Below are 13,147 nucleotides of genomic sequence, written 5' to 3' on the forward strand. Positions count from 1 at the left end.
AGGAAATATAGTATGAAGCTCGATACCGCAGAAATTAGTTCGATCATTAAAGAACAGATCAAAGGCTTTGAAGCCAGTGCTGCTGACGCAAATGTCGGTCGTATCATCTCCGTTGGTGATGGTGTGGCACTGCTGCACGGTCTTTCCGGCGCAATGGCTGGAGAGATGCTTGAATTCCCGGGTGGCATTATGGGAATGGTGCTCAATCTGGAAGAAGACAGCGTTGGTGCTGTAATCTTCGGTGAGTTCACTGAATTGTCTGAAGGCGACGAAGTAAAATGCACCGGCAAGATCTTTGAAGTGCCTGTAGGCCCTGAACTGAAAGGTCGCGTAGTAAACGCACTGGGCCAGCCAGTAGATGGTAAAGGTCCGATCAACGCTTCTGCTTCTGATGCTGTTGAAAAAATAGCACCGGGCGTTATTGAACGTAAATCTGTAGATCAGCCATTGCAGACCGGTATTAAAGCAATTGACTCGATGGTTCCTGTAGGTCGTGGACAGCGTGAGTTGATCATTGGTGACCGTCAGACTGGTAAGACTGCGATTGCAATCGATACCATCATTAACCAGAAAGACACTGGCGTAACATGCGTATACGTAGCTGTTGGTCAGAAAGCATCAACAGTTGCTTCTGTAGTTCGCACACTGAAAGAACATGGTGCACTGGATAACACTATCATCGTAGCTGCCTCTGCTTCTGAATCTGCTGCGCTGCAGTACATCGCACCATATTCCGGCTGTACCATGGGTGAGTATTTCCGTGACCGTGGTGAAGATGCGCTGATTATTTATGATGACTTGACCAAGCAGGCCTGGGCCTACCGTCAAGTTTCCCTGATTCTGCGTCGTCCTCCGGGCCGTGAAGCATACCCTGGTGATGTTTTCTACCTGCATTCACGTCTGCTTGAGCGTGCTTCCCGTGTTGATGAAACATATGTTGAAAAATTCACCAACGGTGAAGTAACAGGTAAAACAGGTTCTCTGACTGCACTTCCTATTATTGAGACTCAGGAAGGTGACGTATCCGCATTCGTGCCGACCAACGTGATCTCTATTACCGATGGTCAGATCTTCCTGGAAACGAGCCTTTTCAACGCCGGTCAGCGTCCTGCCATTAATGCAGGTCTGTCTGTATCCCGTGTTGGTGGTGCTGCCCAGACTAAAGCCATGAAGAAGGTCGGTGGCGGTCTGCGTCTGGATCTGGCTCAGTATCGTGAACTGGCTGCATTTGCACAGTTTGCATCAGACCTGGATGAAGCAACTCGCATGCAGATTGAACGTGGTAAGCGTGGCATGGAAATCCTCAAGCAGGATGAAAATGCACCTCAGTCAGTCGCTGAGATGACAGCTGTGCTGTATGCACTGAATAACGGTGATCTGGATGATGTTGAAGTATCGAAAGTTGTTTCTTTCGAGAAGGCTTATCTGGCGCACCTGAACTCATCTCACGGAAATCTGGTGGAAGGTTTGAATGCAAACCCTGCATTGAACGAACAGGTTGAAGAGGGCCTGAAAAATGCTGTCGCGGACTTTAAGTCTACCGGCACATACTGAGTTAGGTAGTTAGATATGGCTTCAGCCAAGGAAATTCGCACCCAGATTAAGGCTATCCAGAACACTGGTAAAATTACCAAGGCGATGGAAATGGTTGCCGCATCCAAAATGCGCAAAGCCCAGGATCGCGTGGTTGCAGCCCGTGCTTATGCCGAAGGTGTAAGACGAGTGGTTGCGAACATCGTGAGTGCTCATAACGAGTATCAGCATCCGTTTCTGGTTCAGCGTGAAGAGGTCAAAAAAGTCGGCGTAATTGTTGTTACTACCGATAAAGGCCTCTGTGGTGGCTTGAATACCAATGCGCTGAAAGAAGCTCTGGGCCTGATGAAGGAACAGACTGCTGATATCGAAGTATTCACCATCGGCAAACGTGCGGGCATGTTTATGCGACGTGTTGGCGCCAGCATCAACGGCGTTGCAGAGGATATTTCAGATACACCTGAACTCGCTGATATTCTTGGCTTAGTTACACTTGCTATTGAGAAATATGAGGCTGGTGAACTGGATGCAGTGCATCTTGTATATTCCGAGTTCGTAAACACCATGACTCAGACACCAACGTCGATGCCATTGTTGCCTTGTCCGATTCCGGAAGGAGAGCACAACGGTTACTGGGATTATCTATACGAACCTGAAGCAAAGGATGTTCTTGAAGGTATCCTGCGCCGTTATGTTGAATCACTGGTTTACCATGCAGTGCTGGAAAACAAAGCATGTGAGCAGTCTGCCCGTATGGTGGCAATGAAAGCTGCAACCGATAATGCTAAAGATATCGTTAAGGATCTCAGCATTACATATAACAAGGCCCGTCAGGCCGCCATTACGCAGGAACTGGCAGAAATTTGTGCCGGTGCAGCTGCGGCTGGCTAAAACAGTTTAAAGATTTAGGAGAGGTCAGAAAATGAGTACAGGTACTATTGTTCAGGTGATCGGTCCGGTAGTGGACGTCCGTTTCAATGCAGGCGAACTGCCAAAAATTTACAACGCTCTGGTTATGCAAGATCCAAAGTTGACCATGGAAGTTCAGCAGCATCTTGGTGATAACACCGTGCGTGCGGTTGCCATGGGTGCTACTGATGGTCTGAAGCGCGGCATGCAGTTGGAAGACACCGGTGCAGCAATCAAGGTTCCTGTCGGTAAAGCGACGCTCGGCCGTATCATGAATGTACTCGGCGACGGCATCGACTTTGAAGGTGCTGATGTTCCTTCCGAAGAACGCTGGGAAATTCACCGCGCTGCACCAAGCTTCGACGAGCTGTCTCCTGCAGCAGAAATCCTGGAAACGGGTATTAAAGTAATCGACCTGATGGCGCCAATCGCCAAGGGTGGTAAAGTTGGTCTGTTCGGTGGTGCTGGTGTTGGTAAAACCGTTAACATGATGGAGCTGATCAATAACATTGCGAAAGCTCACGGTGGTTTCTCCGTATTCGCAGGTGTTGGTGAGCGTACCCGTGAAGGAAACGACTTCTACTACGAAATGAAAGAGTCCAACGTGCTGGACAAGGTGGCACTGGTTTACGGTCAGATGAACGAACCTCCAGGCAACCGTCTGCGTGTAGCACTGACTGGTCTGACTATGGCTGAGTACTTCCGTGAAGACGGCCTCGATGTACTGATCTTCATCGATAACATCTACCGTTACTCTCTGGCAGGTGTTGAAGTATCTGCACTGTTGGGTCGTATGCCATCTGCTGTGGGTTATCAGCCTAACCTGGCTGAAGAAATGGGTCGTCTGCAGGAGCGTATTGCTTCTACTAAGACTGGTTCAATCACATCTGTTCAGGCCGTATATGTACCTGCGGATGACTTGACTGACCCGGCACCTGCAACAACCTTCGCACATCTGGATTCAACTATCGTACTGTCTCGTCAGATTGCTGAGCTGGGTATCTACCCTGCGGTGGATCCACTGGATTCCACATCCCGTCAGCTTGATCCGAAGATCATCGGTATTGAACATTATGAAGTTGCTCAGGGCGTACAGCAGACACTGCAGCGTTATAAGGAACTGCAGGACATCATTGCGATTCTGGGTATGGATGAGCTGTCTGATGAAGACAAGCTTGCGGTACAGCGCGCTCGTAAGATTCAGCGCTTCCTGTCACAGCCATTCCACGTTGCTGAAGTATTTACCGGCTCTCCGGGTGTTTACGCCAAGAAAGATGAAACTATCAAGGGCTTCAAAGGCATTCTGGCTGGCGAATACGACCACATGCCTGAGCAGGCTTTCTACATGGTTGGTGACATTGCAGAAGCAGTTACCAAGGCTGAAAAAATGGCGGCTAAAGGCTAATGGCTTCTACCATGCAAGTGCTGGTCGCTACAGCTGAACGCGAAGTCTATCGCGGTGAAGCTGAGTTTCTTGCTGCTCCCGGAGCAGCTGGAGAACTCGGTATTCTGCCCAAGCATAGTCCTTTGCTTTCTGCGTTGACCTCAGGTGAACTCCGCATCACCAATGGTGAAAATGTTGATGAGGTGTTCGTGTCCGGTGGTTTTATGGAAGTTCAACCGGATATGGTTACGATTCTTTCTGATTCAGCTGAACGTGCTACTGATATTGATGAAGCCGCTGCTATCGAAGCTGAACGTAAAGCAAAAGAGGCACTCGATTCAAGCAAAGACGATATCGATTATGCTGCTGCTGAAGCTGAGCTGGCAATGATGACGGCTCGTTTGATCTGGCTCAAAAAGAAAAAGAAATAACAAACAGATATGTTTTAAAAAGGCCGCACTTAGTGCGGCCTTTTTTTTGTTTATAATTTCAATATAGTCACTGCAATCAGAAATAATTAGTCTATAATCAATTCTGAATTCAGATTTCCCACTATCCATTGGAGGATAACTATGAGCAAACTCCATTATCCGGATTTGCAGGTGTGCGTATTGGCTGCAGGTAAAGGCAAACGCATGCGTTCCAATCTGCCCAAGGTTCTGCATAAAGTTCTCGGCAGAGCCATGATTGATCATGTGCTGCACACTGTTGAGGCTCTGCGGCCCAAGGCCATTGCCATGGTTACCGGGCACGCTTCTGAGATGGTTCGCGATCATGTCGGGCAGCCTGTTAATCTTGATTGGGTTATTCAGGATAAACAGTTGGGAACCGGGCATGCGGTTCAGCAATGTGAACAGGTGATCCGTGATGTTCGCGATGTATTGATTGTCTGTGGTGACACGCCTCTACTGAAAGTTGAGACACTGGCCATGCTTGTTGATGAACATCGTGCATCTGATTCTGATGTGACAGTGCTTACTGCCAAACCTGAAAATCCTTTCGGTTATGGCAGGATAGTTCGGGATAGTGAAACTCGAGTATCAAGCATAGTTGAAGAAAAGGATGCAACTGGTGAACAGCGCCTGATTAACGAAGTCAGCAGCGGGATTTACTGTGTTCGCCACGAAGTTCTGTTCGATCTTCTGCATGCGATTGGCAACACCAATGCCCAGAATGAGTATTACCTTCCTGATATTGTACCTCTGGCATTGAAAGCCGGACAAAGCGTAGAAGCTGTGGCGATGGATGATGCTGATGAAATGCTCGGTGTGAATGATCGAGTTCATTTGGCGCATGTTGAAGATCTGATGCAGAAACACATTATTCAGGATTGGCAGCGTCGTGGTGTGACCATTGAAAAGCCGGACACAGTCCGCATTGAAGCCGGTGTAAAAATCGGCATTGATTCCGTTATTCAGGCGGGTTGTTATCTGATCGGTACGACCGAAATCGGTGATGAGTGCAGGGTTGGCCCGAATGCAGTGCTGGTGAATGCCTGGCTGGATGATCGTGTGAACGTTTATGCATTCAGTCATATTCATGGTGCAGCTGTGGGATCAGATGCCGTCGTTGGTCCATATGCACGTCTGCGACCTGAAGCTCGTCTCGACGAAAAAGTTCATATCGGTAATTTTGTTGAGATCAAAAAGTCTGTTATCGGTGAAGGCAGCAAGGTGAATCATCTGAGTTATATCGGTGATACAGTCATGGGATCGAACTGCAATGTTGGTGCTGGCACCATTACATGTAATTACGACGGTGCTAACAAGTTTGTTACCGAGATCGGTGATAATGTATTCATTGGATCTGATACGCAGTTGGTGGCGCCGGTGAGGGTCTCTGATGATGCTACTATTGGTGCCGGCAGTACTATTACCCGTAATGTGCCCGAAGGTGGCTTGACGCTATCAGAGCGCAACCCTCAGAAATATACAGTGAATTGGAAGCGCCCGCAGAAGGATAACGGCTAATGTGTGGAATCGTTGGCGCGATCGGAGACAGGAACGTGCTTCCTGTACTGCTTGATGGGCTTCAGAAGCTGGAGTACCGGGGTTATGATTCAGCCGGAGTGGCTGTCAGAGATGGCTCAGGAGAGCTGAAAAGGTTCAGATCCCTGGGCAAGGTGGCTGCCCTTAAAGGATTGGTAGAACAGTCTGATATTACCGGTGATCTGGGAATTGCTCATACCCGTTGGGCTACACACGGGGTTCCGGCAGAGCGCAATGCTCACCCCCATATGTCCGGCGTCAGGGTTGCAGTTGTTCATAACGGCATTATCGAAAATCATAAAGAACTTCGCGATCAGTTAATTGCCAAAGGGTATTCTTTCACATCTGAAACTGATACTGAAGTGATTGCACATCTTATGGCTGACAAACTGGAGACAGGTCAGAGTTTGCGAGAAGCTACGATCAATACTGCTGCTGAACTTGATGGTGCTTATGCGCTGGCAGCTTCCAGCCCTGAAGATGCGGACCGAATTATCGTGACACGTGAGGGAAGCCCTTTAGTGATTGGCCTTGGTGAAGGTGAAAATTTCATCGCCTCTGATGTTGCAGCGCTGCTCTCGGTTACGCGCAACTTTATCTTTCTTGAAGAGGGGGATGTTGCAGAAGTTCGTCGTGATGGCGTAATCATATACGATGCATCCGGTGATGAAGTTGACCGGCCAGTGAAGGAATCAGTACTTTCCAATTCAAGCATCGATAAAGGTCCGTATGAGCATTATATGCTCAAAGAGATTTATGAGCAGCCCGGTGTGATCTCGGAAACCCTGGAGGGGCGTATTCACAATGGGCGTCTGCTAGAAGCGAGTTTCGGGCATGAGACAACAGCGCTGCTGGATAAGGCTAAACATGTACAGATTATTGCCTGTGGCACCAGTTATCATGCAGGTCTTGTGGCTAAATACTGGTTCGAGGAAGCAGGGATTTCCTGTAATGTAGAAGTGGCCAGTGAATACCGTTACCGCAAGGCCGTTGTGCCGCAAGGCTCTTTGTTAATGACAATTTCTCAGTCGGGTGAAACGGCGGATACGCTGGCTGCACTGAAAGGTAGCCGTTCGCAAGGCTACATCGGCAGTCTGACTGTATGTAACGTTCCTGAAAGCTCTCTGGTCAGGGAGTCTGATGTATCTTTGATGACGCGTGCGGGTACCGAGATCGGTGTTGCCTCTACCAAGGCATTCACCACTCAGTTGGTGGCACTGCGGCTACTTACCATTGCCCTGGCTCGCCGAAACGGACTGACCTCTGAACAGGAAGAGGTGATGGTCAACGAACTGGATGCATTACCGAGGCAGGTTGAGGTTGTGCTGCAGTTGGCAGATGAGATCCAGATGATGGCGGGTGATTTCTCAGATAAGCAGAATGCACTGTTCCTTGGCCGTGGGCCCTTTTATCCGGTTGCCATGGAGGGGGCGTTGAAGCTCAAGGAGATTTCCTATATTCATGCTGAGGCATATCCTGCTGGCGAACTTAAACATGGACCTTTGGCGCTTGTGGATGAATCCATGCCGGTAGTCTGTGCCTTGCCGGATGACCCGTTGCTTGAGAAGGTGCTTTCCAATTTGCAGGAAGTACGTGCCCGTGGTGGTGAACTATTTCTCTTTTCTGATCATAAGGTGGAGATTGATCTGGATCGTTATCAGAATCTGATGTTGTCGGATATCTATCCTGGCACAGCGCCGATTGTTTATAGCATTCCGCTACAGCTTTTGGCTTATCATGTTGCCCTGATCAAAGGCACGGATGTGGATCAACCACGAAATCTCGCAAAATCTGTGACAGTCGAATAGGGATCAGGACTCTAACCCTTTGAGTTGTTTCACTTCCTGCTGTAGTTGAGCAACTGTTTCTTCAAGGCGGGTAATACGAGTCAGTGCGTTGTCAGGCAGGGGTGATGCGGTTGATGGCGCTTTTACTGTTACAGTTTCAATGTCAGGCATGCCGCAGAGCAGGTGAGTATAACGATCCTCGCGCTGACCGTGGGCCCTGGGGATAAGAACGACCATGGGCTCATCTCGTTCCATCAGCTTGTTCAAGCTTTGCAGGATTTCGTCATGGTTTGCGAACTCGACCATGCGGTTGGTGTTCACTTTGATCTCGTTTAATGTATGTGCGCCGCGCAGCAGCATGACGCAGACAATAGCCCGCTCTTTTGAGGAGAGGTTGAGTTTGCGAGAGAAGAATTGCTCATAACGATCTGCTCTGGCCAGGGTATTGGCGGTGACTAAACCTTCATGCCGGAGTTCATTGATGACAGTTCCAACCTGTTGGGGCGTTAGGCTCATGACCGGATTGCGGCTGCTTTTCTGATTGCACGCGGCTACCAGCGCATTGAGCGTCAGCGGGTAATAATCTGGTGTAGTCATCTGCTTTTCCATCAGACTGCCCAGCACACGCGCTTGTAGCTCACTCAGCATGGCATCGGAATCGATAGTGGTGTCGGACATGTTGGGCTCCTTGCGCTTTGTCGAAGCAGAATACACCTCCCGCACAAGCCAGGCTATTACCAGTTGAGTTTATAGCGGCTTTCGAATGACAGGAATTCACCTGAATTCGGATCGGTAAAATTCAGTTTTTTAGCCAGCAGTTGCAGGGGCCTGTCGTAGCGGGGCGGATTCTCGGGCGGATTGAATTCGGGGTAGAGTCGGTCGCCTATAATGTGGGAACCGATCAGTCCCAGATGCAGGCGCAGCTGATGTGTTTTGCCGGTGATGGGCTCAAGTTCAAGTTTTGCCAGTTTGCCACGCGTTTCCATTAAACGGATCCGGGAACGGGCATTGATTTCGCCCTCTGTATTCCGGAATCGCAGCCTTGGTTCACCGCGTTCTATGCGGCTTTCGATCAACCAATATCGCTGGTCGGAATGCGCCGGCAATGTGGCAACCGCTTCATAGCACTTGTTGATTTTCCTGTGACGGAACAGCTCGAACCACTGGCGACGGTTATGCTCCTTGCAAGTGAACAGGACAAGTCCTGCTGTTTCACGATCCAGTCGATGTACAGGCACGAGGTGGTTAAGGCCTGTTTTGCGGCGCAGGCGATGCAGGAGGCACTCATTTACATAGCTGCCGGATGGTGTGACAGGAAGAAAATGGGGTTTGTCTGCAACGAGTATGTTTTCGTTGTGGAACACGATCTGTTCTTCAAACGGGATGGGGTGTTCATTTCGAACTTCTCGGTAATAGCGCAGGCGCGCATTCACACGATATGGGGTGTCTGCATGAACAGTCCTATCTGTTTCATCATGAATTTTTCCATGATCAAGCCTGTGTTTCCAAATGTCCCGCCCCACAAAAGGGAAACGCTGGTCCAGAAAGTCGAGCAGGCACGGATAGGGCATAGCAAGATTGGGTAGCGTAATATAAGAGGGTGTAGGTGCAGTGCTGAACATGGACTGTGAATTCTGCTGTTTAGCCGGAAAAAAACCATATGACAATCTTTGACACCTGCACTTACTGTTTCTAGGCTGACATACATGAAAATTGATGGTACGACAAAGACTTATGGCATTATCGGTTGGCCAGTGAAACACTCACTATCGCCACTATTCCAGACGACATTTTTGCAGCAGAACGACATCAATGCCGCATACCTTCCATTCGCAGTGGCACCTGATTTGCTGGCAGATGCTATGAGTGGACTCTGGGCTCTCGGTATTGAGGGATTCAATGTGACAGTGCCGCACAAAGAAACGGTGTTTCAGATGGTATCGGCTGATGCGGATGCCATGCTGATTGGTGCTGTAAACACTGTAAAACGAAGTGAAGAGAAATGGGTGGCCACTAATACTGATTGGCGTGGTTTTTTGGCTGTAATCGAAGGCCTGGAGTTTGCATCAGCTGGTCAATCTGCTCTGCTGTTCGGGGCAGGAGGCACCGCCCGCGCTGTATTGCATGCATTGGCACAGAGTGAGCTGGAAACCGTATATATTTGTAATCGCAATCCTGATCGATTAGCCGGATTTATCGCATTTGCGAAAGAAAATTATCCCCACCTGAATTGCCATGAAATTGCCTGGCAGCAGGATGCTGTAACGACAGCTTGCCGGGATTCAGCGCTGCTGGTGAATACGACCAGTATTGGTTTGCAGGATGGACACAGGTTTCCGTTTGATCTTTCTGCAGGTGCCGGTGTGGCTATTGATGCGGTGTATAAACCGGATGGTCAGACCGCATTTGTGCATGCGGCTTCTGTTGCCAGAGAAGTGGTTGACGGGTTGCCGATGTTGATTGCCCAGGGGGCTGAAGCCTTTGCCTGGTGGCATGATTGCAACAGGCCCGACTGTTCGGCGGCTCTGGCACAAATAGAAACGTTTCTGGGACGTGAATCGTTGCAACTGCCGGGATGGAGTCGAAGCTGATGACGCGTTCCCGACTGGGTGACATTCTGCTGCGTCAGCGTCGAATTTCGCGTGAGCAGTTTGAGCATGTGTTGCGTGAGGCTCAACTCAATGGTGACACACTGACCGGACAGCTGGTGAAACAACATATCTTTACCGAAAATGAACTGGTCGCATTTGTGGCCAGATCATTCGGTGCACCAGTCATAGATCTGGAGCGGGTCGAGATTAAGGCGGACGTTACTAAGATACCGCTTGATATATTAAGGAAAAATATGTCATTACCACTGGTTCGCACAGGTAATGTGTTGAAACTGGCTGTGGCGGACCCATATGACATTAACAGTCATGACGAAATTGCATTTATAAGTGGCTGCAAGGTTGAACTGGTGATTGCACCGGAAAGTCAGCTGGTGAAAAAACTTGATGAGCTGAGTCAGAGTGATTCACACCTTCAGGATGTAATGGATGATCTTGGCGCTGCAGAAATTGAGGTGGTTGAGGCACTTGATGAGAAGGTGGATGAATATTCGCTGACTGCCGAAACGGAAGCTGCTCCGGTGGTGAAGCTGGTTAATCTGATGCTGCTCGATGCCATCAAACGCGGTGCCTCAGATATTCATCTGGAACCTTACGAAAAGGTGATGCGTGTGCGCTACCGTATTGATGGTGTACTGCATGAGATTATGCGGCCACGCATGAGTATGCGGGATGCGATGATTTCAAGAATAAAGATCCTTGCCAGGCTAGATATTGCCGAGCGCAGGGTGCCTCAGGATGGACGTATCAAACTACGGCTGTCACGTGCTAAAACGGTTGATTTTCGCGTCTCCGTATTGCCGACTCTGTTTGGTGAAAAAGTGGTGATGCGTCTGCTGGATCCAACCAGTCTGCAACTGGATATGACCAAACTTGGATATGAGTCGCAAGCGCTTTCCTGGCTGAAGGACGCGATTAACAGGCCTTATGGCATGATACTTGTCACCGGTCCGACGGGTTCGGGTAAAACCGTTAGCCTCTATTCTGCAGTGTCCGAATTGAACCAGCCCGGTGTGAATATCTCTACGGCAGAAGATCCGGTTGAGTTTAATTTCATGGGTATCAATCAGGTGAACGTAAATCCCGATATAGGCCTTGATTTTCCATCGGCCCTGCGCTCTTTTTTGCGACAGGATCCGGATATCATTCTGATTGGCGAAATTCGTGACCATGAAACGGCAGAGATTGGTATTAAGGCTGCCCTGACCGGTCATCTGGTACTGGCAACATTGCATACCAATGATGCGCCATCGACAATGACACGCTTGGTGAATATGGGCGTGGAATCATTTCTTGTCGGTTCAGCCGTGAATCTGGTGTCCGCGCAGCGCCTGGCCAGAAAAATTTGCCCGGACTGCAAAGAAGAAGAACGCATTCCTGATGCTGCATTGCTTGAAGCCGGTGTTGCTGTCGACAGCTTAATAGATTTCCAACCCATGGTGGGTAAAGGTTGCCCGAACTGTAATGGTACCGGATATAAGGGCAGAAGTGGTATTTATCAGGTGATGCCGGTTTTTGAAGAAATCCGCGAGGCGGTATATGCTGGCGAGAACAGTGATAGAATAAATGAGATTGCAATTGCAAAAGGAGTGAAATCCCTGCGCATGGCAGCATTGGAAAAGGTGAAAAAAGGCGAGATATCTCTTGAAGAGTGTCTCAGGGTAACGGTGGCTGACTGATGGCGACAACATTTGTTTGGCAGGCAAAGAATAAACAGGGTGTAGCGCAGTCCGGTGAGCTTGATGCTGCCAACAAGGATGTCGTTATCGCAATTCTGCGCCGTCAGGGCCTGTCCGAGATCAAGGCAAAGAAGAAGCCGGTTGAAATTCACCTGTTCCCTGAGAAAGTGGTAGAGAAAGATATTTCAATATTCTTTCGCCAGCTTGCGACCATGATCAATGCAGGCCTGCCCCTGGTACAGTGCTTTGAGTTGGCTGAGCGCGGTTCAGAGAAGAAGGCGATGACCAGGTTGCTCAAAGATGTACGGCAAAATCTGGAGGGGGGTAACCCCCTAGGTGAAACCATGCGCAAATTTCCGGATGAGTTTGATCGTCTGACCTGTGCGCTTATCGAAGCAGGAGAACAGGGCGGTATACTTGACTCTATTCTGCTGCGTTTGTGTGCCTATAAAGAGAAGGCGCTTAGCCTGAAAGGCAAAATTAAATCGGCCATGGTGTACCCAATCGCGATTCTCGTGGTTTCATTTATTGTGACCTCAATTCTGATGATTTTCGTGATTCCTATCTTTGCCGAGATGTTTGCCGATTTCGGAGCGGATCTACCGGCTCCAACCCAGCTTGCTATGGCCATATCCGATATCTTTGTTGAATACTGGTATGTGGTTATATTTTCTCCGATTCTGCTGGTTATGCTGATCAAGGCCTTGTACAAAACGCCCAAGGGACATTATCAACTCGATAAATTGATGTTGGCGCTGCCTATTCTGGGCGATGTGTTGCGTAAAGCATCAGTTGCCCGCTTCTGCCGTACTTTCTCTACTCTTTCAGCCGCTGGGGTGCCGATTCTGGAGGCGCTGGATACTGTCGCGGAGACATCCGGAAATGTGGTGATTGAAGAGGTAATTCTGCACTCCAAAGATTCGATCTCACAGGGTCAGACTCTGACTGCTCCGCTTGAAGCCAGTAAAATCTTTCCGGTGATGGTGACGCAAATGATCTCCATCGGTGAGCAAACCGGTAGTCTTGAAGAGATGCTAAGCAAGATTGCCGATTTTTATGAAGAAGAAGTGGACACAGCTGTAGATAATATGCAGCAGTTGATGGAACCCTTGATTATGGCATTCCTGGGCGTCGTTATTGGTGGCCTGGTGATTGCGATGTATCTGCCAATCTTCCAGATGGCTGCCATTGTTTGATTACTTTGGAGTGTGCTCCGGATGACAGGTATGAAACCTGTGTAATCCGCTTTCTGCAAACT

At 49.1% G+C, this 13,147-nt stretch carries 11 protein-coding genes; 9 read left to right on the forward strand and 2 right to left on the reverse strand.

All coding sequences use genetic code 11. The features are described from left to right. Window positions 1-12 precede the first annotated feature (12 nt). From atpA to glmS, 6 genes are all read left to right on the forward strand, one after another. Window positions 13-1,554 carry a F0F1 ATP synthase subunit alpha gene (gene atpA, locus MMIC_RS09090; protein ID WP_072660153.1) on the forward strand — a complete coding sequence of 514 codons (1,542 nt, stop codon included), beginning with the start codon at window positions 13-15 and terminating at the stop codon, window positions 1,552-1,554. 15 nt (window positions 1,555-1,569) lie between these two features. Continuing rightward, window positions 1,570-2,424: a F0F1 ATP synthase subunit gamma gene (gene atpG / locus MMIC_RS09095; protein WP_072660154.1), complete on the forward strand. Its 855-nt coding sequence runs from the start codon at window positions 1,570-1,572 to the stop codon at window positions 2,422-2,424. A 31-nt stretch (window positions 2,425-2,455) separates the two neighbouring features. Then, complete coding sequence (atpD, locus tag MMIC_RS09100; protein ID WP_072660155.1) at window positions 2,456-3,847, forward strand: F0F1 ATP synthase subunit beta; 1,392 nt, start codon at window positions 2,456-2,458, stop codon at window positions 3,845-3,847. Beyond that, window positions 3,847-4,257 (forward strand): F0F1 ATP synthase subunit epsilon, encoded by a 411-nt coding sequence (locus tag MMIC_RS09105; RefSeq protein WP_072660156.1) that lies wholly within the window; start codon window positions 3,847-3,849, stop codon window positions 4,255-4,257. Before atpD ends, MMIC_RS09105 begins: the two co-directional genes overlap by 1 nt. Window positions 4,258-4,398: 141 nt before the next feature. Beyond that, window positions 4,399-5,796 carry a bifunctional UDP-N-acetylglucosamine diphosphorylase/glucosamine-1-phosphate N-acetyltransferase GlmU gene (gene glmU / locus MMIC_RS09110; RefSeq protein WP_072660157.1) on the forward strand — a complete coding sequence of 466 codons (1,398 nt, stop codon included), beginning with the start codon at window positions 4,399-4,401 and terminating at the stop codon, window positions 5,794-5,796. Continuing rightward, window positions 5,796-7,622 (forward strand): glutamine--fructose-6-phosphate transaminase (isomerizing), encoded by a 1,827-nt coding sequence (gene glmS / locus MMIC_RS09115; RefSeq protein ID WP_072660158.1) that lies wholly within the window; start codon window positions 5,796-5,798, stop codon window positions 7,620-7,622. The genes glmU and glmS overlap by 1 nt, the downstream gene beginning before the upstream one ends. Before the next feature lie 3 nt (window positions 7,623-7,625). Here the strand turns inward: glmS and MMIC_RS09120 are convergent, their stop codons facing one another. Then, window positions 7,626-8,279 (reverse strand): YceH family protein, encoded by a 654-nt coding sequence (locus MMIC_RS09120; protein WP_083530543.1) that lies wholly within the window; start codon window positions 8,277-8,279, stop codon window positions 7,626-7,628. 56 nt (window positions 8,280-8,335) lie between these two features. Beyond that, window positions 8,336-9,223, reverse strand: coding sequence for a pseudouridine synthase (locus tag MMIC_RS09125; protein ID WP_072660186.1), 888 nt, complete (start codon window positions 9,221-9,223; stop codon window positions 8,336-8,338). Window positions 9,224-9,307: 84 nt separating this feature from the next. On the opposite strand from MMIC_RS09125, the gene MMIC_RS09130 reads away from it, so the two are divergent. Genes MMIC_RS09130 through MMIC_RS09140 form a run of 3 tightly spaced genes read left to right on the forward strand, consistent with a single transcriptional unit; the run spans window position 9,308 to window position 13,085 of the window. Next, window positions 9,308-10,192: a shikimate dehydrogenase family protein gene (locus MMIC_RS09130; protein WP_072660159.1), complete on the forward strand. Its 885-nt coding sequence runs from the start codon at window positions 9,308-9,310 to the stop codon at window positions 10,190-10,192. Next, window positions 10,192-11,889 carry a type IV-A pilus assembly ATPase PilB gene (pilB, locus tag MMIC_RS09135; protein WP_072660160.1) on the forward strand — a complete coding sequence of 566 codons (1,698 nt, stop codon included), beginning with the start codon at window positions 10,192-10,194 and terminating at the stop codon, window positions 11,887-11,889. Before MMIC_RS09130 ends, pilB begins: the two co-directional genes overlap by 1 nt. Continuing rightward, window positions 11,889-13,085 carry a type II secretion system F family protein gene (locus MMIC_RS09140; RefSeq protein WP_072660161.1) on the forward strand — a complete coding sequence of 399 codons (1,197 nt, stop codon included), beginning with the start codon at window positions 11,889-11,891 and terminating at the stop codon, window positions 13,083-13,085. The genes pilB and MMIC_RS09140 overlap by 1 nt, the downstream gene beginning before the upstream one ends. The last annotated feature ends 62 nt before the right edge of the window (window positions 13,086-13,147 follow it).

Source organism: Mariprofundus micogutta, assembly GCF_001895085.1.
In the GTDB taxonomy this organism is placed as follows: Bacteria; Pseudomonadota; Zetaproteobacteria; order Mariprofundales; family Mariprofundaceae; genus Mariprofundus; species Mariprofundus micogutta.